The 20,466-nt window shown below is 40.5% G+C and carries 23 protein-coding genes; 20 read left to right on the top strand and 3 right to left on the bottom strand.

What is annotated here, in order from left to right:
• Nucleotides 1–6: 6 nt before the first annotated feature.
• Genes gspE through ACRCA4_RS11565 form a run of 10 tightly spaced genes read left to right on the top strand, consistent with a single transcriptional unit; the run spans nucleotide 7 to nucleotide 8,186 of the window.
• The gene (gene gspE, locus ACRCA4_RS11610) at nucleotides 7–1,527 is read left to right on the top strand and encodes a type II secretion system ATPase GspE (RefSeq protein ID WP_433188822.1); all 1,521 of its coding nucleotides are present in this window, start codon (nucleotides 7–9) and stop codon (nucleotides 1,525–1,527) included.
• Nucleotides 1,527–2,747 carry a type II secretion system inner membrane protein GspF gene (gene gspF / locus ACRCA4_RS11605; RefSeq protein ID WP_433188615.1) on the top strand — a complete coding sequence of 407 codons (1,221 nt, stop codon included), beginning with the start codon at nucleotides 1,527–1,529 and terminating at the stop codon, nucleotides 2,745–2,747. Before gspE ends, gspF begins: the two co-directional genes overlap by 1 nt.
• A 1-nt stretch (nucleotide 2,748) precedes the next feature.
• Nucleotides 2,749–3,183: a type II secretion system major pseudopilin GspG gene (gene gspG / locus ACRCA4_RS11600; RefSeq protein WP_433188612.1), complete on the top strand. Its 435-nt coding sequence runs from the start codon at nucleotides 2,749–2,751 to the stop codon at nucleotides 3,181–3,183.
• Nucleotides 3,183–3,797, top strand: a complete 615-nt coding sequence (gspH, locus tag ACRCA4_RS11595) for a type II secretion system minor pseudopilin GspH (RefSeq protein WP_433188609.1) — start codon at nucleotides 3,183–3,185, stop codon at nucleotides 3,795–3,797. The genes gspG and gspH overlap by 1 nt, the downstream gene beginning before the upstream one ends.
• A complete protein-coding gene (gene gspI, locus ACRCA4_RS11590) occupies nucleotides 3,794–4,174 on the top strand; it encodes a type II secretion system minor pseudopilin GspI (RefSeq protein WP_433188607.1) in 381 nt (126 codons plus the stop codon). Before gspH ends, gspI begins: the two co-directional genes overlap by 4 nt.
• Entirely contained in the window at nucleotides 4,167–4,793 is a 627-nt protein-coding gene (gene gspJ, locus ACRCA4_RS11585) for a type II secretion system minor pseudopilin GspJ (protein WP_433188603.1), read from the top strand. Before gspI ends, gspJ begins: the two co-directional genes overlap by 8 nt.
• Nucleotides 4,786–5,787, top strand: a complete 1,002-nt coding sequence (gspK, locus tag ACRCA4_RS11580) for a type II secretion system minor pseudopilin GspK (RefSeq protein ID WP_433188600.1) — start codon at nucleotides 4,786–4,788, stop codon at nucleotides 5,785–5,787. The genes gspJ and gspK overlap by 8 nt, the downstream gene beginning before the upstream one ends.
• Complete coding sequence (gene gspL / locus ACRCA4_RS11575; protein ID WP_433188597.1) at nucleotides 5,784–6,971, top strand: type II secretion system protein GspL; 1,188 nt, start codon at nucleotides 5,784–5,786, stop codon at nucleotides 6,969–6,971. The genes gspK and gspL overlap by 4 nt, the downstream gene beginning before the upstream one ends.
• Nucleotides 6,968–7,438: a type II secretion system protein GspM gene (gene gspM / locus ACRCA4_RS11570; RefSeq protein ID WP_433188595.1), complete on the top strand. Its 471-nt coding sequence runs from the start codon at nucleotides 6,968–6,970 to the stop codon at nucleotides 7,436–7,438. The genes gspL and gspM overlap by 4 nt, the downstream gene beginning before the upstream one ends.
• Nucleotide 7,439: 1 nt before the next feature.
• Entirely contained in the window at nucleotides 7,440–8,186 is a 747-nt protein-coding gene (locus ACRCA4_RS11565; RefSeq protein ID WP_433188592.1) for a type II secretion system protein N, read from the top strand.
• 7 nt (nucleotides 8,187–8,193) lie between these two features.
• Here ACRCA4_RS11565 and yrfG read toward each other — a convergent pair whose 3' ends face one another.
• Nucleotides 8,194–8,868, bottom strand: a complete 675-nt coding sequence (yrfG, locus tag ACRCA4_RS11560; RefSeq protein ID WP_433188589.1) for a GMP/IMP nucleotidase — start codon at nucleotides 8,866–8,868, stop codon at nucleotides 8,194–8,196.
• 81 nt (nucleotides 8,869–8,949) lie between these two features.
• Between yrfG and nudE the strand changes: the two genes are divergently transcribed.
• The 8 genes from nudE to ACRCA4_RS11520 all read left to right on the top strand — a co-directional run bounded on the left by nudE (nucleotide 8,950) and on the right by ACRCA4_RS11520 (nucleotide 17,033).
• Nucleotides 8,950–9,519: an ADP compounds hydrolase NudE gene (nudE, locus tag ACRCA4_RS11555; RefSeq protein ID WP_433188586.1), complete on the top strand. Its 570-nt coding sequence runs from the start codon at nucleotides 8,950–8,952 to the stop codon at nucleotides 9,517–9,519.
• On the top strand, nucleotides 9,506–10,336 hold the full coding sequence (gene cysQ / locus ACRCA4_RS11550) for a 3'(2'),5'-bisphosphate nucleotidase CysQ (protein ID WP_433188583.1): 831 nt from the start codon (nucleotides 9,506–9,508) through the stop codon (nucleotides 10,334–10,336). Before nudE ends, cysQ begins: the two co-directional genes overlap by 14 nt.
• A gap of 194 nt (nucleotides 10,337–10,530) precedes the next feature.
• Complete coding sequence (gene pckA / locus ACRCA4_RS11545) at nucleotides 10,531–12,132, top strand: phosphoenolpyruvate carboxykinase (ATP) (protein WP_433188580.1); 1,602 nt, start codon at nucleotides 10,531–10,533, stop codon at nucleotides 12,130–12,132.
• A gap of 220 nt (nucleotides 12,133–12,352) precedes the next feature.
• Complete coding sequence (locus ACRCA4_RS11540; RefSeq protein ID WP_433188577.1) at nucleotides 12,353–12,553, top strand: transposase domain-containing protein; 201 nt, start codon at nucleotides 12,353–12,355, stop codon at nucleotides 12,551–12,553.
• A 255-nt stretch (nucleotides 12,554–12,808) separates the two neighbouring features.
• Nucleotides 12,809–13,489 carry a methylamine utilization protein gene (locus ACRCA4_RS11535; protein ID WP_433188574.1) on the top strand — a complete coding sequence of 227 codons (681 nt, stop codon included), beginning with the start codon at nucleotides 12,809–12,811 and terminating at the stop codon, nucleotides 13,487–13,489.
• Complete coding sequence (locus ACRCA4_RS11530) at nucleotides 13,479–15,794, top strand: EAL domain-containing protein (protein ID WP_433188571.1); 2,316 nt, start codon at nucleotides 13,479–13,481, stop codon at nucleotides 15,792–15,794. Before ACRCA4_RS11535 ends, ACRCA4_RS11530 begins: the two co-directional genes overlap by 11 nt.
• Nucleotides 15,781–16,614 carry a DUF3034 family protein gene (locus tag ACRCA4_RS11525; RefSeq protein WP_433188568.1) on the top strand — a complete coding sequence of 278 codons (834 nt, stop codon included), beginning with the start codon at nucleotides 15,781–15,783 and terminating at the stop codon, nucleotides 16,612–16,614. Before ACRCA4_RS11530 ends, ACRCA4_RS11525 begins: the two co-directional genes overlap by 14 nt.
• Complete coding sequence (locus ACRCA4_RS11520) at nucleotides 16,614–17,033, top strand: group I truncated hemoglobin (RefSeq protein WP_433188565.1); 420 nt, start codon at nucleotides 16,614–16,616, stop codon at nucleotides 17,031–17,033. Before ACRCA4_RS11525 ends, ACRCA4_RS11520 begins: the two co-directional genes overlap by 1 nt.
• A gap of 5 nt (nucleotides 17,034–17,038) precedes the next feature.
• Here ACRCA4_RS11520 and ACRCA4_RS11515 read toward each other — a convergent pair whose 3' ends face one another.
• Both ACRCA4_RS11515 and ACRCA4_RS11510 read right to left on the bottom strand, forming a co-directional pair.
• Nucleotides 17,039–17,281: a YheU family protein gene (locus tag ACRCA4_RS11515; RefSeq protein ID WP_433188562.1), complete on the bottom strand. Its 243-nt coding sequence runs from the start codon at nucleotides 17,279–17,281 to the stop codon at nucleotides 17,039–17,041.
• Nucleotides 17,278–18,279 carry a hydrolase gene (locus ACRCA4_RS11510; protein WP_433188559.1) on the bottom strand — a complete coding sequence of 334 codons (1,002 nt, stop codon included), beginning with the start codon at nucleotides 18,277–18,279 and terminating at the stop codon, nucleotides 17,278–17,280. The genes ACRCA4_RS11515 and ACRCA4_RS11510 overlap by 4 nt, the downstream gene beginning before the upstream one ends.
• Nucleotides 18,280–18,328: 49 nt before the next feature.
• Here ACRCA4_RS11510 and ACRCA4_RS11505 point away from each other — a divergent pair, with 49 nt between their 5' ends.
• Complete coding sequence (locus ACRCA4_RS11505) at nucleotides 18,329–18,826, top strand: hypothetical protein (protein ID WP_433188556.1); 498 nt, start codon at nucleotides 18,329–18,331, stop codon at nucleotides 18,824–18,826.
• Between the two features lie 30 nt (nucleotides 18,827–18,856).
• Nucleotides 18,857–20,407, top strand: coding sequence for a GMC family oxidoreductase N-terminal domain-containing protein (locus ACRCA4_RS11500; RefSeq protein ID WP_433188553.1), 1,551 nt, complete (start codon nucleotides 18,857–18,859; stop codon nucleotides 20,405–20,407).
• Nucleotides 20,408–20,466 lie beyond the last annotated feature (59 nt).

The raw sequence follows: 20,466 nt of genomic DNA, 5'->3' as shown, positions 1-20,466 counted from the left end.
GAGCATATGGAAGAGCTAGATCAGCTGCTCGAGGCTGAGGAAATTAAGCCAGTAAGTAGCCGGATCCGGTTGCCTTTTGGTTTTGCTAAGCGTCATGGGGTGTTATTACAGCAACAAAAAGAGGGTTGGTTGTTGTCAGTACACCCTGAAACGTCGGCTCAAGCCGTGTTAGAAGTGCGGCGGATGTTGGCTGAGTCTTTTTCTATTAACCGTTTATCGGCTGAAGAATTTGAAGCTTTATTAGAAGCCAGTTATCAGCGCGACTCGTCAGAAGCGCAGCAGTTAATGGAAGATATTGGTAAGGAAGTTGATTTAGCCTCGCTAGCGGATGATATTCAAGAAACGGAAGACTTATTAGAAAACGAAGATGATGCACCTATTATTAAGTTAATTAACGCCATGTTAGGCGAGGCGATTAAACTAGGTGCCTCAGATATCCATGTAGAAACCTTTGAAAAATCATTAATTATTCGCTTTAGGGTTGATGGTATTTTACGCGAAGTTTTACGGCCCAACCGGCGCTTATCAAGCTTATTAGTGTCTCGTATCAAGGTTATGGCCAAGTTAGATATTGCTGAAAAACGTTTACCACAGGATGGCCGTATAAGCTTGCGCATAGCTGGACGAGCGGTTGATGTTCGGGTTTCAACTATGCCTTCTAGTCATGGTGAACGGGTGGTAATGCGTTTATTAGACAAAAATAACTCGCACTTAAACCTAGCTGATCTTGGCATGACACAGTCAGTTCAGGTGGCTTTCGCTGATTTAATTTTAAAACCTCACGGTATTATTTTGGTAACAGGGCCAACCGGTTCGGGTAAAAGTACCACCCTCTATGCCGGATTAACGGATATTAATACTAAAGATAGAAATATCTTAACGGTTGAAGATCCTATTGAGTATGAGCTAGAAGGTATAGGCCAAACACAGGTTAACAGTAAAGTTAATATGACCTTTGCTCGTGGTTTGCGGGCAATTTTACGTCAGGATCCAGACGTCGTCATGGTTGGTGAGATTCGTGATTTAGAAACCGCACAAATTGCTGTACAGGCCAGTTTAACTGGGCACTTAGTTTTATCAACCTTACATACTAATACAGCGGCTGGAGCTATTACCCGGCTAGAAGATATGGGGGTAGAAGCCTTCTTACTTTCGTCTAGCCTGTTAGGTGTTTTAGCTCAGCGCTTAGTGCGCACCTTGTGTGATCACTGTAAGCAACCGCACCAGCCGGATGCGGAAGAAAGCCGACTTCTTGATATTAGCGACGCCAGTAATAGTATTATTTATCGGGCTAAAGGCTGTGAACATTGCAACCTTACTGGGTATCGCGGCCGTACGGGTATTCACGAACTACTACAAGTTGATGAGCATATTCGTGAGTTAATCCACAATGGCAAAGGCGAGCAAGCCATAGAAAAATACGTACGTAAGCATAGCCCAAGCATTCGCTCTGATGGCTTTAGTAAAGTGCTAAAGGGGATCACTACACTTGAAGAAGTATTGCGTGTAACGCGAGAGGATGTTTAGTGGCAGCTTTTGAATATCAAGCGTTAACCGAAAAAGGACGGACGACTAAAGGTGTGCTAGAAGCTGATAATGCCAGGCATGCACGTAGTCTATTGCGTGAACAAAAACTAACGCCTATCAGTGTTAGTTTAGCCTCGCAGCAAGAAAAGCTACTCGCCTCTGGTAAACAATGGTTTAAACGAAAGATTTCAACAACAGAATTAGCATTAATTACGCGGCAAATTGCTACCTTAGTTGAAGCAGCCTTACCTATTGAAAGCGCCTTATTAGCTGTCGCTGAACAATGCGATAAGCCACGTTTAAAAAATATGATGATGACAGTACGCTCTAAGGTTGTTGAAGGCTATAGCTTAGCCGAAGCCTTAGCAGAATTTCCGCATGTATTTGATCACCTATTTCGTTCTATGGTAGCCGCCGGTGAAAAATCGGGCCATTTAGATCAGGTGCTAAATCGTTTGGCGGATTACACTGAACAACGTCAACATATGCGTAACCAGATTTTAATGGCATCAATATACCCGATAGTCATGGTAGTTGTATCCATCTTGATTATCGGTGTTTTATTATCGATTGTGGTACCAAAAATCACCGAGCAATTTGAGTATATGGGCCAGCAGTTACCGGCGTTAACTCGGTTTATGATAGGCGCGAGTGAGTTTGTCCAAAGTTATGGCTTATTTTTAGTGTTAGCCGTTGCTTTACTTGTTATAGCGACACAGCGTTTACTTAAAAAGCCAGCTTTAAGAATGGCTTATGATAAAAAGCTCCTTAATATTAAATTTATAGGTCGTTTAACTCGAGGCGTGAATACCGCTCGTTTTGCACGTACCTTAAGTATATTAAATGCCAGTTCTGTACCCTTGCTAGAAGCGATGCGAATTAGTGCCGATGTACTCGACAACACTTATATGAAGCACGCTGTATCAGAAGCGACGGCTAGAGTAAGAGAAGGGACATCACTACGTAATGCGTTAGACCAGACTAAGCTATTTCCGCCTATGATGCTGCATATGATAGCCAGTGGTGAGAAAAGTGGCCAATTAGATACAATGTTAGAGCGCGCGGCCAATAATTTAGATCGTGAATTTGAAATGACAATGACGGTATCGCTAGAAATATTCAAACCAGTGGTAGTAATTATTTTAGCGATAATTGTATTTTTAATCGTTATGTCTATTTTGCTGCCCATACTAGAACTCAACAATATGATAGGAAAGTAACATGTTAAAACAAAAGGGTTTTACCCTGTTAGAGGTAATGGTTGTTATTGTAATACTGGGTATTATTGCCAGTATGGTTGTGCCTAACTTATTAGGCAATAAAGAAGCTGCTGATGTGCAAAAAACACAAGTGGATATTCAACAACTTGAAAACGTATTAGATATGTATCGGTTGCGTAATGGCTTTTATCCAACAACAGAGCAAGGCTTAAATGCGTTAGTTCAGCAGGCAACTTCAGAGCCAGTTCCACGTGCTTTTCCAGAAGGCGGTTTTATTAAACGTTTGCCAAGAGATCCTTGGGGTGAAGATTATATTTTAATTAGCCCAGGTCAAATTGGCCGCATCGATATTTTAAGTAAAGGGCCTGATAGAACTGCCGGTACAGACGATGATATTGGTAACTGGGATCTTGAGTCAGATAACAATAATAACTAATGAGTAATCTCGCTGTTCGCCAAGCAAAAAATACCGGCTTCACTTTATTAGAAGTGATGCTGGTTATGCTGCTTATTGGCTTGTTAGCAACAGCGGTGGTGATGAATTACGACGGTGAAAGCCGAGAAGAAAAATTAGATAAGCAAGCTTTACGCTTTCAACAGTTATTTCAGTTTGTAGCTGAAACAGCCCAGCTAAAACAACAAGAATGGGGCTTTTACACCAGCGGCGACTATTACGGCTTTTTGTACTATAACAGCAATGAGCAAAAATGGTTTCCTGCCGATGAGCCCCAGAGTTTAAGCCAATATAAGCTACCTAAAGACATGAAAGTAGAGCTTGATCTAGACGGCTTTGCTGCAGTTGAAGATAACTTATTACGTGATTTAGACTGGCAAATTGATGAGGATGATTGGCAAGACGAGCAAGATAACAACGCAGAACAACCAAAACCGCCCGCATTACCACAAGTATTTATTCTATCTTCAGGTGAAATTAGTCCTTTTAAATTGATTTTTATAGACAAAAGTGACTTATCACCCATTTATGCCACTGTAAGTACAGATTTTTCTATTCCGTTAACCCGCACAATCGCCAGTAACGAACAGCCATGACAGCCAGCAGAACAAACAAAGGGTTTACGCTACTTGAGCTATTAATTGCTATGGCTATCTTTGCCACTGCCGGTATTGCGATTATGCAGGCGACATCCGCACATATTCGCAGTATTACATTTCTAGAAGATTCAACCTTAGCAGGCTTTATTGCCAGCAACCAAATGCAGCTTGCCATGCTTGATACAACTTGGCCAGGTAAAGAAAAACAGCAAGGTGAAGTTGAGCAAGGTAATCGTAAATGGATTTGGCAATTAGAGAATATAAAACTAGATGATAATGATCTGAGACTGCTTAAAGTTCAGGTTAGCTTAGCAGATAAACCAGAAGATATTTTGTATAGTTTACAAAGCTATAAAGGTAAGCCTAATGCTTAAATATCGGCGTGGTTTTACCTTTATTGAAATGTTGTTAGCTATTGCCATATTTGCACTAGTTGGCCTAGCGTCTATTTCGGTATTAACCAGCGTGAGCAAAAGTGATGAGTTATCGCGCGAGTCTGGGCAGCGTCTTATTGAAATACAGCGTACCATGCTAATGCTAGAGCGCGACTTTATGCAAATTAGTGCTAGGCATGTCAGGATAAATGGCGAAGCGGCTGAGAAAAATCGCTTAGTTGGCGAGCAATATTTGTTGAACAGCGAAGATCATGGCATTAGCTTTAGCCGCCAAGGCTGGCGTAATCCTGGCATGATACTGCCGCGTAGTGAGTTACAAGCGGTAGCTTATCGGTTACAAGAGGGCAGTTTACAGCGCTTATTTACCTTGTACCCAGATGCTGTTACTGGAACAGAGCCACGAGTGCAAGTATTACAAACGGATTTAACCGGTTTTGAAATTGAATACTTTAATGGCGATAAATGGTTAAAGCGATGGCAGGATAGTATGATGCCAAGCGCAATAAAGGTGATATTAGTTCATACTTATTTAGGCCAAATTGAGCGCATCTTTATGTTGCCTGATGGCTTAACGGCAGAGGCGGCGCGAAGTGAATAAGCTTAAGGCGAATAGAAAACAAACAGGAGTCGCCTTAATTTCGGTACTGATGATCATTGCCATCGTTGTTGTGATAGCGGCCTCTATGACAAGCAGACTTCAGTTACAAATACAGCGGCAACAGAATATTCAACAGCAGACACAAGCGTTTTGGTACGCCATGGCAGCAGAGCAGTTTAGTCGTGTGCTTTTAGCGCGCAGTTTAGCTGGCGAAAAAACAGTTAACTTAAATCAGGATTGGGCCTTACAAGGTGCAGCCTTTCCGGTTGATAATGGTACTATCTCGGGTGAAATTAAAGATTTACGCAGTTGCTTTAACCTAAATGCGCTACAAAATAACTCGGGTGAGGCTAATAGGGCGACCGTTGAATTCAATACGGCTCAAAAAGCGTTTCAACGATTATTAGAATTAAAACTACCCGACTTAACAATGCCTGCTGAATATTTAACCGCCCGCATAGCAGACTGGTTAGATGAAGATAGCTTGCTTATGACCAGTGGCAGTGCTGAAGAAGATGACTATGCCAGTTTAGTATATCCCTACTATACAGCGAATACGTTAATGGTTAGCCCGTCTGAACTTAGGGTGATTTTGGATATAACACCGGCAGACTACCAAGCTTTAGCCCCCTATATTTGTGTCATACCTGAAGATAGCCGTTTATTAGTGAATGTGAATACGCTAAATGAAGAATCAGCCATTTTATTGGCCGCGTTAATTCCCGCATTAACGGAAGAAGCGGCAATTGAAATACTTAAAGATCGGCCAGAAGACGGTTTTACAACTATTGAAGAAATAACAGCAAGTCCACAGTTAGCAGACGCTGAGGTGCCAGAAGATGTCAAAAATATGTTGGTATTTACTTCTGAATATTTTATGTTAACTGCAACAACAGCTTATTTAGAATCCGGCTTTGTGCTAACGTCAGTGCTGAGAAAAAACGATAATAATAAAATTAAAGTGCTAGCTCGACGATTTGGAGACCATGGGTGAGTGAACAACTAATAATTAGGCTTGGCAGCCAAGCAGAGCAGCAGGTGACCTGGCTGGTTTGGGCAAGCCATAACCATGAGGTCATCGCTAGTGGCGAGCTTGCTAATGCTGATGAACTGGCTGATTTAGCCTCGCGAGTAGGTCAACGAGAGGTAATAGGGTTAGTGCCTGCCTCAGATGTCATGCTAAAAGAGGTTATCTTACCAACAAAACCTAATCGCCAAGTGCTACAAGCTTTACCTTATATGTTAGAAGAAGAACAAGCTGAAGATATTGAACAGCTGTTTCTAGCGTTAGGTGAAGTGAGAGTTAACGAAGGTAAGTACAGTCAGCAAGTGGCTATTTGCCAGCGCAAACGCCTAGAGCAATGGTTACAATGGCTGCAACAAGCCGGCTTTAATGTCAGCCGATTAATACCTGACGCTTTTTTGTTACCAGAGCAAAGCTTACCAGCTTGTATTCAACTTAATGATCAGTGGTTGGTTAAACAAGCTCCATGGCAAATTGCAGCGGTAGAGCAAAGTTGGTGGCAAGACTATTTAGCTTTAGCCACGCTTCCGGCTATCACCAGTTATAGCCCTTGGCCTGTAAATAATATGCATCCGCATCAGTTAGCTGAGCCAGAATTGCCTTTAGCCCTATTAGCAACACAGCTGACAACGAATGATTTTAACTTGTTACAAGCAGAGTACAAGCCGAAAAGAAAAAGCACTAGCTCATTAAATGTGTGGCGCAATAGTGCCGTATTAGCCGTTGCTTGCTTAGGCGTATATCTACTGCAGTTGGGTATGGAAAACTATCAATTAAATCGTCAGCTAGAACAGCTTCAGCAGCAAAGTATGGCTGTATATAAGCAGGCATTCCCTAAAGAGTCAGTGGTTAATTTATCGCTACAATTAAAGCGTAAGTTAGCGCAAGTCGACGGGGGTGCAGAGCATAGCTTCCTAAGTTTGCTCTCTGCATTACAGCAGCAATTAGCGGTGGTGCCAGATATTAAGCTTGAGAATATGCGGTTTGATAGCAAGTTATCTGAATTGAGGTTCCAAGCAGAAGCTGGTGGTTTTCAAAGCTTCGAGCAATTAAAAAGCAAGCTTGAACAGGCAGGGTTTAGTGTCAATCAAGGCACATTAAGTAATGACGGTGACAAAGTAAAAGGCAGTGTTGCTATGCGGGGTAAAGCATGAAACAGCAAGTGATTAGCTGGTGGTCAGGTTTACAAGTCCGTGAGCAGCGCATAGTTGCTTTAGCCGGTGTTGTGATAACAATTGGCTTATTTTACTGGTTATTATGGCAGCCACTGCATCAAGCAAAGCAGAATAAACAACAAGCCGTTGCGGCAGCGCAGTTACAACTACAGAAGCTACAGCAAGCCATTCCAGGTTTACTTGCGGCTGGCACTAATGATATTCGCAGCGGTGGCAGTTTAGCTCAAATTATTAGTAACAGTGCTCGCAGTAAAAATATTGCTGTTAGCCGGATGCAACCGCAAAATGAACAGCTGGCTTTAGTGCTGGAAGAGCTTAGCTTTGAGCAACTGCTGCCTTGGCTTTATGATTTGCAATATCAACATGGCGTACGGTTAATCAGTATCGACCTAACCGAAGCGGATAAACCCGGTATAGTAAAAGTACGCAGGATGGTAGTTGAATAAAATGAATAAATCGTGGAAATTAATCAGCATTACCTTAGTTTGTTATGTGGTGTTTATGCTGATATTAGCCCCTGCAGCATGGTGGTTAAAGTTAGTCTCTCTTCCAGCAGGCGTGCAGTTAGGAAATGTTAGCGGCACCTTGTCCTCTGGTAAAGTCAGCGGAATTCAAATTCAAAAGCTGTATTTATCTGACCTTAGCTGGCAGCTTAATCCTTGGCAGCTTATAACCGGTAAAGCTCAGTTTGCTATAACAAGCGGCAACGGTCAGCAAGTGCAGTTTCCTTATGTTAAATCAACATTAAATTACAGCCTATTCGGGCTTTCATTACAAGATAGCTTGTTCCGGCTACAGGCGGTTGATGTTATGCCACTGTTAGATATGCCAGTGCCTATAGAAGTAACAGGTGAAGTAGTACTGGATATTGCTGATTATAAGCAAGGAGAGCCAGTGTGCGATAGTTTAAAAGGCAATGTTAGTTGGTTAGATGCTAAGTTACTTACCTTAAGTGGTAATTGGCTAGATTTGCAGTCTTTATTTGCCACACTAGGCTGTGACGACGGTAGCTTAGTTATGCAAACCGCGCCAGATAATATATTAGGCCTAGATGCTGCATTTCGTTTTAATAGCGAGCGAGTGCAGTTAGACGGTACAGTACAACCTGCGTCATCATTACCTGAAGAAGTGCATCAGGCCATGGCTGTTTTAGGCCGACCAGATGGCAATGGCCGCTATACATTAAAATTATAAGCGATTTTTAGCTAGACTGTGGTTTTAAAATATCGGCGATAATAGTGTTGTAGTCAGTAATTGCCGGAAAATCAGTGATAACAGAACTGGCTTTCTGGCTATCAGGGTTAGCTATGGCTAACAAATGCTTGATACCAAAGTCTCTAGCTGTCTGCAAAATAGGCAAGCTGTCATCTACAAATAAAGTTCTGCTTGGATTAAAGCCAAGGTGATGCTGAACTTTTTGCCATAAGACTACACTTTCTTTAGTTACCCCAAACTGATGGGTAGATATCCGAGTATCAATGTAGCTGGCTAAAGGGGTTTGCTCCACTTTTAGCGCGAGGCTATCAGGGTGCGCATTAGTAAGTAGGACAACTTTACGACCACTTTGCTTTAAAGCTTGCAAAAACACAGCCGCATCTGAGCGCATGGCAATTTTGTCCATGATTTCACGCTTAAGATCAGTTATAGGCAGTTGCAAACGCTGGCACCAATAATCTAAACAATACCATTCTATTTTACCGGCAAGCCGGGTATATTCTTGGGCTAACTGTTGCTGTGCTGACTCCTCACTAATGCCACTAGTTTGGGCCCAACGCTTGGGTAAATAATACTGCCAGAAATAATTATCAAAATGTAAATCTAACAAGGTACCGTCCATATCTAATAAGACGGTATCAATTTCTGACCAATGCAGCATAGGTTTTTCCTAGTATTCGTTTTATAGTACACCTAATGCATTGTAACAGAGCTAGACTATAGACGCAGCGATAGGATTATTATGACAACTAAAAATCAAAAGCCGCAGATACTTCAGCAGCAGCTAGTGGCACAAAGCCAATTATTTAAAATAGAACAATTAGATTTAGAGTTTAGTAATGGTGAGCAGCGAGTGTATGAGCGACTTCGTGGCGGCGGTAATGGTGCCGTTATGATTATACCTTGCCCGGATCCAGATCAGTTCTACTTGGTCAGAGAATACTGCGCCGGCAGTCACGATTACCAGCTGGGGTTTCCTAAAGGGGGAATTGATGCCGGTGAAACCATACTTGAAGCGGCAAATCGAGAGCTAAAAGAAGAGATTGGCTTTGGTGCTAAACGTTTTGTTAGCTTAAAATCCTTGGCTTTAGCCCCTAGTCACTTTAATGCTACAATGCATATAGTGCTGGCATTTGACTTATACCCTGAATCCTTGCCAGGAGACGAACCTGAACCGCTAGAGCTAGTAAGCTGGTCACGCCGTGATAGCCAGCAGTTATTGCTGCAACCTGACTTCACCGAGGCTAGAAGCGTTGCCGGCTTACTATTAGCGCAGCAATATTTGGAAGCGAATCCGGATGTTTTTAACTGAACTGCTTGAGCCCGTTAAAACCGCAGCCTTAGCAGCTGGAACAGAATTATGGCAGTTATACCAAAGCGGTAACTTTGTTCAGCAACAAAAACCTGATCAAAGCCCAGTTACAACCGCTGATCTGGCTGCGAATGCGATTATTATTGAACATTTATCTAAGCTGACTCCGCAAATACCCATTGTTTCTGAAGAGTCGGTATTAGCGCCGTTATCGCAGCGTAATCAATGGCCGCGTTATTGGCTAATTGATCCAATGGATGGCACCCAAGAATTTGTCGCTCGCAGTGGTGACTTTGCGGTAAGTATCGCGTTAGTAGAACATGGTTGGCCAGCTTTAGGGGTGATTTACTGGCCGAAACATCAAGTCTTTTATTACGCTACACGTGGTAATGGCGCATATAAGCAAGATGCAACACTGACCCAACAAATTAATGTAAATCAGTATCAGGCAGGTGATTGTTTAAAAATAGCCGTTAGCCGGCGTCAGCCTTTGCAGCCAATCACTAACTTATTACAAACTGAACAAAATGTTGACTATATAGCACTAGGTAGTTGCTCATTAAAAAGTTGTTTTATCGCTGAGGGTAAAGCCGATTGTTATTTACGAATTGGCCCAACTGGTGAATGGGATACCGGTGCAGTACAAGTGATTGTAGAAGAAGCTGGCGGGCAAATTCTTGATAGTGAATTTGCACCTTTAAGTTATAACCAACGTGAAACTTTGGCTAATCCAAACTTTATGGTATTAGGAAAGGCCAGTATCTCTTGGCAAAAATTAATTAAAGCTAAAGCAACTTTTCGCGATTTGCGGGTATAAGTTTTAGCATTACCTGCGTTGCTTGGGCTAACTAGTTGAGTTTAAGGGGGCTTTTCTTGCTATCTTTTAACACAAAAAAACGCTATTATAGCGCCGAGTTTTTGCTCACTAAATTTATGCTTTTGGCAGAAACACTGAATTAATAAGTCCGCTAGAGACTGCACCCTTACCTACAGTACCCTAGGAGTTACATCATGTCCGAGCTGGATCTGGGCCAATATGGCATCACAGATGTCGCGGAAGTTATTTATAACCCTTCGTATGATCTATTATTTGCAGAAGAAACCCGTACTGACTTGCAAGGTTTTGAGCAAGGCAAACTGACTACATCAGGCGCTGTTTCAGTCGACACAGGTATTTTTACCGGTCGTTCGCCAAAAGATAAGTATATTGTGCGCGACGACACAACACGCGATACCGTGTGGTGGTCAGATCAAGGTAAAAACGATAATAAGCCGATCACGCCGGAAGTATGGTCAGAGTTAAAATCATTAGTTACAACGCAATTATCTGGTAAGCGTTTATTCGTTGTTGATACCTATTGTGGTGCTAATACCGATACTCGCCTTGCGGTTCGCTTTATTACTGAAGTGGCATGGCAGGCACATTTCGTAAAAAATATGTTTATTCGTCCAACAGACGAAGAGTTAAAAACGTATAAGCCAGACTTTATTGTGATGAATGGTGCTAAATGCACTAATCCAAATTGGCAGCAACAAGGTTTAAACTCTGAAAACTTCGTTGCCTTTAACTTAACTGAGCGTATTCAATTAATTGGTGGCACTTGGTACGGTGGTGAAATGAAAAAAGGTATGTTCTCAATGATGAACTACTTTTTACCATTACAAGGCATCGCATCAATGCACTGTTCAGCTAACGTTGGTAAAGACGGTGATGTTGCTGTGTTCTTTGGTTTATCGGGTACAGGTAAAACAACCTTATCAACCGATCCTAAGCGTCAGCTTATTGGTGATGATGAACACGGTTGGGATGATGATGGTGTATTTAACTTCGAAGGTGGTTGTTATGCTAAAACAATTAACTTATCGAAAGAAAATGAACCGGATATCTTCAATGCCATTCGTCGCGATGCGCTATTAGAAAACGTGACTGTGAAAGCTAATGGCGAAGTTGATTATAACGACGGCTCAAAAACTGAAAATACCCGTGTGTCATACCCGATATATCATATTGAAAATATCGTGACACCAGTATCAAAAGCTGGCCATGCGAAAAAAGTTATTTTCTTAACGGCTGATGCTTTTGGTGTATTACCACCGGTATCTAAGTTAACTGAAGAACAAGCTAAGTATCACTTCTTATCTGGTTTTACTGCTAAGTTAGCGGGTACTGAGCGCGGAATTACTGAGCCAACTCCGACTTTCTCAAGTTGTTTTGGTGCTGCTTTCTTAAGCTTACACCCAACTCAGTATGCAGAAGTATTAGGTAAGCGTATGCAAGCCTCAGGTGCTGAAGCCTATTTAGTTAATACAGGCTGGAATGGTACTGGTAAGCGTATTTCGATTAAAGCAACGCGCGCAATTATTGATGCTATTTTAGATGGCAGTATTGAAAATGCAGAATTTGTATCTTTACCTTACTTTAACTTAGCGATGCCAACGGCATTACCAGGTGTAGATGATGCGTCTATTTTAGATCCGCGTAATACTTATGGCCAAGTAAGTGATTGGGATAGTAAAGCGCAAGATTTAGCAAAACTATTTGTTGATAATTTTGTTAAATTTACAGATAACGCTGAAGGTAAAGCTTTAGTTGCAGCTGGTCCGCAACTTTAAGGTGATAATCTTAGAAAATGCCACAGAAGCGTGATGCCGATCAGTTAAGATATTATTAGCGATCAATTGACCGTTCGAATAGCTGTGTAAGAATCCGATGAGTCTATCATTCATCGGATTTTTTTATAAAACTGTTAGAAACTTAAGCTCGCACTTCAATCAACTGTCTGACTGAGCTCTCGTCGTTGGCCGATGTTTTAGAGTCTGATATTATTCAGTCTTGGTTGGCTTCCAACGACGTAGCACCTTACATGAACAAAAAATCACCATGAATGTTATGATTTGGATCGTGATAGGAATGTCACTCTCTCGCAACGAATCCGTACGTCAGTTAATCAATAAGCTGGATATTGTAGTGGATTATGGCGCACGCTGGATAATAAAAATGCCGCTCACTTTTAGTAAGCAGCATTACGCATAAGCAATCTATTTAAAATAATAAATATAATTTACTGCTCTATAGTCTATACTAACTCAAGCTAGCTTGCTGATTTATATCAATATCCTGCTGTGGTTTACCTACTGAGAAAGTGTTACCAGTAAGCAACAGACTTAACCTTTTTATTAAATCTTTCCATTACATAGTATAAAGATAAATTATTTAAATAAATGAGTTCAGGTTTTTTCAGCTAGTCCACATCGGTAAATAGGTATAGAACTATGATGGAGTATTATTTTGTTTAAACGATCATTACAGATTTTTGTTCGAAAAGGTTATTTACTAATTATAAGTATATTTTTTAGCCACCCAGCTTTAAGTAGTAATATTAATTTAATTATTCAAGATCAACATGGCGTGGTATTACCTAACGCTATTGTCGAAATAAATCAAATAAAATCAGATCGCCAAGTTAATGGTCAAATAGTGAAAAAATTACCTATAGCGGTTATGGATCAGGTAAACAAACAATTTTCCCCTGAATTGCTCATTGTCCAGCAAGGACAGTCTGTTAATTTTCCTAATAGCGATAATATTCGTCATCATGTATATTCATTTTCACAAGCTAAATCTTTTCAATTAAAACTTTATTCCGGCCAACCAAAAGATCCAATAAATTTTGATACGCCTGGTGTTGTGGTTCTGGGGTGTAATATTCATGATGCTATGGTTGGCTATATTTACATAGCAAATAGTGCTCAGGTGTATAAAAGTGGTAGTAATGGCGTTGTAAGTTTGCCAATTAATACCCAGCGGGTACAGATCAGTGTTTGGCATGCATTACAAACAGCGCCATTAGAACATAAAAAATTGATAGATATTGATGCTCAAGCCGTTTTACCAATCATTATAAATATCGCATCGCCTGCACCACGGAATACATTTGGCGATCAATTTAAGGGTGTTGATGAGCAATAGTTTACGCAATCGAATAGTTATTTTATGTGTCGGTTTAGTTCTGCTAACCACTGTTGTTAGTTTACTAAGTTTTTGGTGGTCAACTAGTAAAATACAGACACAAAAAGTCAATCAAGATATCAGCGTCGCACAAAATGTTTATAAGCAATATTTAAACTCAAAAGAAAATCTATTATTAACTGCAGCAGAAGTATTAACCTCTGATTTTGGTTTCAAACAGGCGGTTGCCACTCGTGATGCGGCTACCATAAGTAGCGTTTTAGCAAATCATAGTCAACGAATAAATGCAGACTTAATGTTATTGTTAGATCTATCAGGTCAATTAATAACAACTAACAATAACGAAGATAGTTTTACTGATGATCTACAGGCTTTATTGAGTGAGTTATTAAATAATACTCAGCAATCAAACTTTGTTGTATTAAACGGTCAATTATACCAAGTTATCCTGCTCCCTGTTAAAACACCTCGAACCATAGCTTATAGCTTAGTAGGTTTCAAAATTACTAAAGACGTAGCCACTGAACTTAAAAGTTTAACAGGAATGGAAGTAAGCTTTATTGCAAACCAAGATAACCTCGCAATAAGCTCTTTAGTTGTCCAACCCATAAACTTTAGGCTTATTAATTATTTTAACAGTAAAACAACAAGGCTTTTTTTTGGTGAATATGTAGTTTATAAAAATCGTGAAATAAAATTGTCTTCTTTACAAAATCAGTCCGTCATAATTTTACTTAGCGCTGATTTAACTCAAAGTTATCAAGATTTTGAGCAGTTAATTTATTTGAGCATCATGCTGGCGATATTCACTATATTTATTGGCGTTGTAACCAGTAGTTTATTAGCTAATAACTTAACCACGCCTTTGTCAGAGTTAGTTGTTGTAGCTAAACAGTTTGCTAAAGGGAATTATAATTTTGAATTTAAAAGCCAAAAACAAAGCACTGAAATAACCACGCTTATGTATGCTTTTAATAACATGGGTAACGACATTAATAAACGTGAACAACAAATTAGTTATCAAGCACGTCATGATGCATTAACTGGTTTTTATAACCGCTCTGCTATGTTGGATGTGTTAAGTCAGAAGCTGATCAAAAACATTCCTCAAATATTTGTTGCTATTGATATTAAAGGCTTACGTCATATAAATGATAAACTCGGACCGCGTGTAGGCGATGATTGTTTGATCGCGGTAGCACAGCGTATTAGCGGATTTTCAGCTGAATTAGGTGGGTTTCATGCTCGTATTGGCGGAGATGAATTTTTGACGGTTTTTCCGACTGCAGGGGAAACAAATATTCAGCAAGAAATAATAAGTTTAATCGCGCAATTAGAGACGCGTTATACCATCCAAAATTTAAAAATTAACTTACATTTTAGCGTAGGTGTGGTGCAGTATCCTTTGCATGGTGAAATGCCAGAGGATTTAATTCGTCGCGTACTTATAGCTGTTGATAACGCAACACATCACAATAAAAACAGTCACTATTACCAGCAAGGTGAAGATGAAGCATATTTAGAGCGGTTAGCAATGCTGGATGAGCTTAAGCAAGCTATAAACGAAGATGATGGTCAGTTATTTATGACCTATCAACCAAAGCTTAATATGAAATTGAACCAAATTGATAAAGTTGAATCATTGATCCGCTGGCAACGAAAGGATGGTAGTTGGGTATCACCTGATGTGTTTATTGATTTAGCTGAGCAGTCTGGTTTAATTTTAGAATTAACAACTTGGGTGATTAAAACTGTTATCAGTCAAGTTGCTTATTGGCAGCAAAAGGAAATATATTTACAGGCCGCTATTAATGTATCAGCACAAGATATTGCTTTCGCTGGCTTTCATTCGACATTAATTAATACTTTAAGTCAGTATAATGTTACTCCTAGTTTAATTACTATCGAGCTAACCGAGCGCGATATGATTGAAAATGAAGAAAAAGGTATAATTGCATTAGAACAATTAAAAGCGATAGGTGTAAAGATATCTTTAGATGACTATGGCGTAGGTCAAACATCGCTTGGCCGGTTAAAAATGCTACCAATAGATGAACTTAAATTAGATAAATGCTTCATTTTAAAGCTTGATGAATCACAAAAAGATCAATTTATTGTGCAATCGAGTATTACTTTAGGTCATCAATTGGGATTTTCTGTTGTTGCCGAGGGAGTAGAGACCGCTGCTACTCTAAAGCTATTAAAACAGATGCAGTGTGATCATGCACAAGGTTATTATTTAAGTAAACCTTTAAAAGCTGATCTATTGGAGCGATGGTTAGAGGAATACGATGCTATACATTAAATTTTTACTGACGATAATCTTACTAACGCTCAGTTTTTTAACGACTGCCAGTAGCGGTAAACTATTAGCAACACCAGGAGTGTCTCAGATCGAGGGCGCAGCTGGTGGCGGCTTAGTACCTTGGGCGCAACTTGCTGGATATGCAAGCGAAGATGAGGTGTCACTTAACAGTTTTTGTAGCAGAGCAGATGTTACCGACTACAGATTAGATGTATGTGGTGCACAACTTAATATATTTAATCGTGTAGAATTTAGTTATGCACAACAAAGTTTTGATATACACGCTCTTACTACACAAATAAAGCAGTCAATAGTAGGAACAAAAATACGCCTGTATGGTGATGTTGTTTACAGCCGTTGGCCTCAATTGAGCTTAGGCGTCCAACATAAAACATTAAGTGATGGCGCAGTTGCTAGACTAGTAGGCGCTAAGAATATTAGTGGCACAGATGTTTATTTGGCGGCAAGCAAATTACACCTAGGTGCGATAGCTGGATATAACTGGTTCTGGAATTTAACAAGTCGCTACAGCAAAGCTAACCAATTAGGTTTATTGGGTTACGGTGGTCCTAATGACGATAATAAAATATTATTTGAAGCAAGTACCGCGCTATTTTTAAGTCGGCAGGTAGCAGTTGGCATGGAATATCGGCAAAAAGGAAACAATTTAGGACTAGGTGAACAAGACTGGAAAGATATATTTATAGCTTGGATGCCAAATAAGCATATAAGCTTAGCAGCAGCTTACCTAGATTTAGGTAGTATAGCTGGAGTAGAAAACCAAACGGGTTGGTATTTATCAGTAACAGGATATTGGTGATGAAAATATTTATGCTGCTATTATTTCTCATAACAGTATTGGTAAGTTGCAGTAATTACCCAAAAATGAGTCTTTATCAGCAAATAAATGGCCAAGCAGGTATTGAGCGACTGGTAGATAGCTTTATTGAGCAAATTGGTAACGATGAGCAAGTATTTCATTACTTTGAGCACAGTAACATAAGCCATTTTAGGCAAGGCTTTATTAGTCACCTATGTGCTCTTATCCAAGGCCCTTGTAATTATAATGGTGATACTATGGTTGCTATACATACAGGTATGAATATTACTGAAAAAGATTTCAATCATGTCGTTGACTTACTGATTAATGCCATGGAAGAACAAAATATCCCTCACCCTGTACAAAATAAAATAATATCCAACATGGCTCCATTACGTAATGAAATAATTAAAATTTAGGAATATTAATTATTTTGCATTTCAGGTGGCAGTTGAGCAAACTGTTGCTTAGGCATTAAGTTTATACTTTGATGTAACTCGGAAAAAACAATAACAATATCACCGTCTTCTAATTGCTGCATAACATGTTGTACTTTATCGGTTAATGAAACTTCTTTATCGCCGTAGTCTGTTCCTTCACGTAACACATAATATTCAATCAGGTTATTTAACGTGTCAGTATCAAGTTGTTGATGTGGAATGATCATGGTTGTAATTGCTCTTGAATAAAACTGGGAATACGTTGGTTAAGCCAATATATCGGTTTAAAAATAGTGCCAGAAACAAAACCAACATGACCGCCACCTTGGCTAAGCTCATAATGAATATGTTGGTTAAGCTCATCGGCTGATGGGATAACAGCATCGCTAAGGAAAGGATCATCTTTAGCGTGAATGATTAAGGTTGGAATACTAATATGCTGCAAAAAGGCTTTGGCGCTGGCTTTTTGATAATAATCTTGGGCGTTAGTAAAACCATGGATAGGCGCGGTAAAGTTATCATCAAATTGCTCTAAATCTCGCACGTTACGTAATTTTTTAAGCGTAAGAGGGATAGGAAAGTCAGGGAATTGTTTTAACTTTAATGCTGTACTACGTTTTAATCGGCCTAATAAATAACGTTGATATATTCTGCTGCTGCCTTGATTAATACGGTTAGCACAGGCGGATAAATCTAAAGGCGGGCAAACAGCAACAGCTGCAGAAAGTGGATTAGCACTGGTTTGTTCTCCGCAATATTTAAGCAGCACATTAGCGCCTAACGAATAGCCTATGGCAACTAAATTTTGCTCTGGAAAACGTTGCTGTATTTCGGCTATAACGTCTGAAAAATCTGCTGTATCGCCACTGTGATAAGCCCTTGGCAGCTTATTAGGTTGGCCGTTACAGCCGCGAAAATGCATAAGTACAGCAGGCCAACGCAGTTGCCGACATTGAGCTAACATGGCTTGAATATAGTGGCTGTTTATATCGCCAGCTAAGCCGTGAAGAAGCACGATTAAAGGTGCATCACTCGCAACTCGCGGTGGCTGCATCCAATTGAGCTGCAATTCGTCACCGTCTGAGAGCGGAAATATCTCTGCTACGGTTGACTGTTTCAGCTTAGGACTTAAATATTTGGCAAAAATAGTTTGTAAGTGGGCATGTTTAAGCCACCAAGCAGGTGTAAATGAAGAATGGATAACTGGTCTGATCTTAGCTTGCAAAACAGCGCTTCCTGATAAACAATGAAAAAAAATACGATGAGTAGCACTTATGGATCGCCGACAATTTATACTTAGTGGTATTGCGTTAGGTGCTGCAACTAGCTTAGGTATCTATGGCTGGCATAGCAGCATTAATGAGAGTAATGATAGTAATGATAGTCAAGATCTGGTGTTAAGCGCACTTTTACCTGCCTTATTGTACGCTGCTTTACCGCAAGATACGACTATGGCACAGCAAGTTATCCGGACAAAAAGGGCAGTCAACGAATTTATGCCTTTTTTACCGCAACGCCAGCAGCAAGAATTACAGCAATTGTTTAGTTTATTAGCCAATAGAGTAGGTCAACTGGCGGTAACGGGACATATGACAGCACTGACAGAATTAAGCCTGCAGCAACGCTGGAAGCTGTTAGCCGATTGGCGCGATAGCTACCTAACTTTATTACAACAAGCGTATCATGGCTTACGTGAGCTGCTATTCGCTGCTTATTATGGCCAGCCGGAACACTGGCAACCATTAAACTATACCGTGCCTAAATATCGTTAATACAAATGCTTGCAATTAAAAGGGAATAAGATGCAGTCACTGGATGCCAGTCAGTTTATTAGCGATCAACATTTCACGGCTGATGTAGTCATTATTGGCTCTGGAGCCGGTGGTGGTATTGCTGCAGAGCAACTCAGTGCAGCGGGCTTTAGTGTTTTATTGCTAGAGGAAGGAGCGTATTACCGGCGTGAGCATTTTGTTATGCAAGAGCGCTGGGCTTATCCTAATTTGTACCAAGAAGGTGCAGCGCGTAAAACCAAAGATCAAGCTATTGGTATTTTACAAGGTAGAACGGTCGGTGGCTCTACAACGGTTAATTGGACAACCTCTATTCGCACGCCACAAGCCACTTTAGATTTTTGGCAGACAGAGTTTGGTCTTAATTTCACAAAAGAAGATGATTTAACGCCTTACTTTCATCTAGCTGAACAACGCTTAAATATTAAACAATGGGCTTTAGCGCCTAATGCTAATAATGCAAAACTACAATATGGCTGTCAGCAGCTAGGCTGGCAGTATACGGTGATAAACCGTAATGTAAGCCATTGCGCAAATTTAGGTTATTGTGGAATGGGCTGCCCAATAGATGCAAAGCAATCTATGTTAGTGAGTACTATTCCTTCTGCGCTACAAAAGGGGGCTAGGTTAATATCTCGGCTTAGTGTTAGACAGCTTGTTTGGCAGGACGATAAAGTACAGGCGTTAGAGGCGGTACCGGTAGATGAACATTTTCAGCCGACTGACACTATAAAGGTACGGATCCAAGCTAAGCATTATATCGTCGCAGCTGGGGCAATTGGCTCTCCGGCTTTATTATTGCGATCTAACGTGCCTAACCCCTCAGGGCGTTTAGGTAAGCATACTTATTTGCACCCGACAGTCGTCAGTGGTGCTGTATTTGCTGAGGACATTAACGGCCATAGTGGCGCACCGCAAAGCATCTATTCGGATCAGTTTGTTTGGCCCGAGGATCCGCAGCAGCTTGGTTACAAATTGGAAGTGCCGCCAATACACCCAGTGCTTATGGCAACTAAACTAATTGGTGTTGGTGAGCAACATGCTAAATTAATGCAGCACTTTAACCGGTTGCAGGTGACTATTGCATTGATGCGCGATGGCTTTCACCCACAAAGCCAAGGTGGCCAAGTGTTATTAGATAAATTTGCACAGCCGGTTTTAGATTACCCGCTAACAGACTATCTATGGCATGGCATGCGACAAGCCTTACTTTCTATGGCCGAGTTGCAATTTGCAGCGGGTGCTAAACAGGTTTTACCACTGCATCACGATGCTAAACTCTATAATAGTTGGCCTGAAGCTAAAGCCGGTATTGAGCAGTTGCCAATGACCGCTTTACGTCAGACAGTGGTTTCGGCCCATGTTATGGGGGGATGTAATATGAGTAAGTCGGCTGAAAAAGGCGTTGTTAATGAACATGGCAGGCATCATCAGTTAACTAATCTGTCGGTATTAGATGGCTCTATTTTGCCAACTAGTCTGGGTGCAAACCCGCAATTAACAATTTATGCCTTGGTATGGAAGCACTGTCAGCATTTAACTACTGAGTTAACATTAGAATAATTTGCAGTTTAGAATATTGCATTACAGAAAAATTGCCACAGCAAACGGGTTGGGATGCG

The sequence above is a fragment of the Rheinheimera sp. WS51 genome, assembly GCF_050936095.1.
GTDB lineage: Bacteria > Pseudomonadota > Gammaproteobacteria > Enterobacterales > Alteromonadaceae > Alishewanella.
Note: the sequence above shows the minus strand (reverse complement) of the source record. Positions and strands in the feature narration are given on the sequence as shown.

Excerpts from the sequence above, each read along its gene's own strand:
- yrfG (WP_433188589.1), bottom strand. The coding sequence starts at position 8,868 with ATGCTGCATTGGTCAGAAATTGATACCGTCTTATTAGATATGGACGGT.
- gspE (WP_433188822.1), top strand. The coding sequence starts at position 7 with ATGGAAGAGCTAGATCAGCTGCTCGAGGCTGAGGAAATTAAGCCAGTA.
- cysQ (WP_433188583.1), top strand. The coding sequence starts at position 9,506 with ATGTTTTTAACTGAACTGCTTGAGCCCGTTAAAACCGCAGCCTTAGCA.
- gspI (WP_433188607.1), top strand. The coding sequence starts at position 3,794 with ATGACAGCCAGCAGAACAAACAAAGGGTTTACGCTACTTGAGCTATTA.
- ACRCA4_RS11530 (WP_433188571.1), top strand. The coding sequence starts at position 13,479 with ATGAGCAATAGTTTACGCAATCGAATAGTTATTTTATGTGTCGGTTTA.
- pckA (WP_433188580.1), top strand. The coding sequence starts at position 10,531 with ATGTCCGAGCTGGATCTGGGCCAATATGGCATCACAGATGTCGCGGAA.
- gspM (WP_433188595.1), top strand. The coding sequence starts at position 6,968 with ATGAAACAGCAAGTGATTAGCTGGTGGTCAGGTTTACAAGTCCGTGAG.
- ACRCA4_RS11520 (WP_433188565.1), top strand. The coding sequence starts at position 16,614 with ATGAAAATATTTATGCTGCTATTATTTCTCATAACAGTATTGGTAAGT.
- ACRCA4_RS11565 (WP_433188592.1), top strand. The coding sequence starts at position 7,440 with ATGAATAAATCGTGGAAATTAATCAGCATTACCTTAGTTTGTTATGTG.
- ACRCA4_RS11515 (WP_433188562.1), bottom strand. The coding sequence starts at position 17,281 with ATGATCATTCCACATCAACAACTTGATACTGACACGTTAAATAACCTG.
- ACRCA4_RS11500 (WP_433188553.1), top strand. The coding sequence starts at position 18,857 with ATGCAGTCACTGGATGCCAGTCAGTTTATTAGCGATCAACATTTCACG.
- gspJ (WP_433188603.1), top strand. The coding sequence starts at position 4,167 with ATGCTTAAATATCGGCGTGGTTTTACCTTTATTGAAATGTTGTTAGCT.
- gspG (WP_433188612.1), top strand. The coding sequence starts at position 2,749 with ATGTTAAAACAAAAGGGTTTTACCCTGTTAGAGGTAATGGTTGTTATT.
- nudE (WP_433188586.1), top strand. The coding sequence starts at position 8,950 with ATGACAACTAAAAATCAAAAGCCGCAGATACTTCAGCAGCAGCTAGTG.
- gspH (WP_433188609.1), top strand. The coding sequence starts at position 3,183 with ATGAGTAATCTCGCTGTTCGCCAAGCAAAAAATACCGGCTTCACTTTA.
- ACRCA4_RS11525 (WP_433188568.1), top strand. The coding sequence starts at position 15,781 with ATGCTATACATTAAATTTTTACTGACGATAATCTTACTAACGCTCAGT.
- ACRCA4_RS11505 (WP_433188556.1), top strand. The coding sequence starts at position 18,329 with ATGGATCGCCGACAATTTATACTTAGTGGTATTGCGTTAGGTGCTGCA.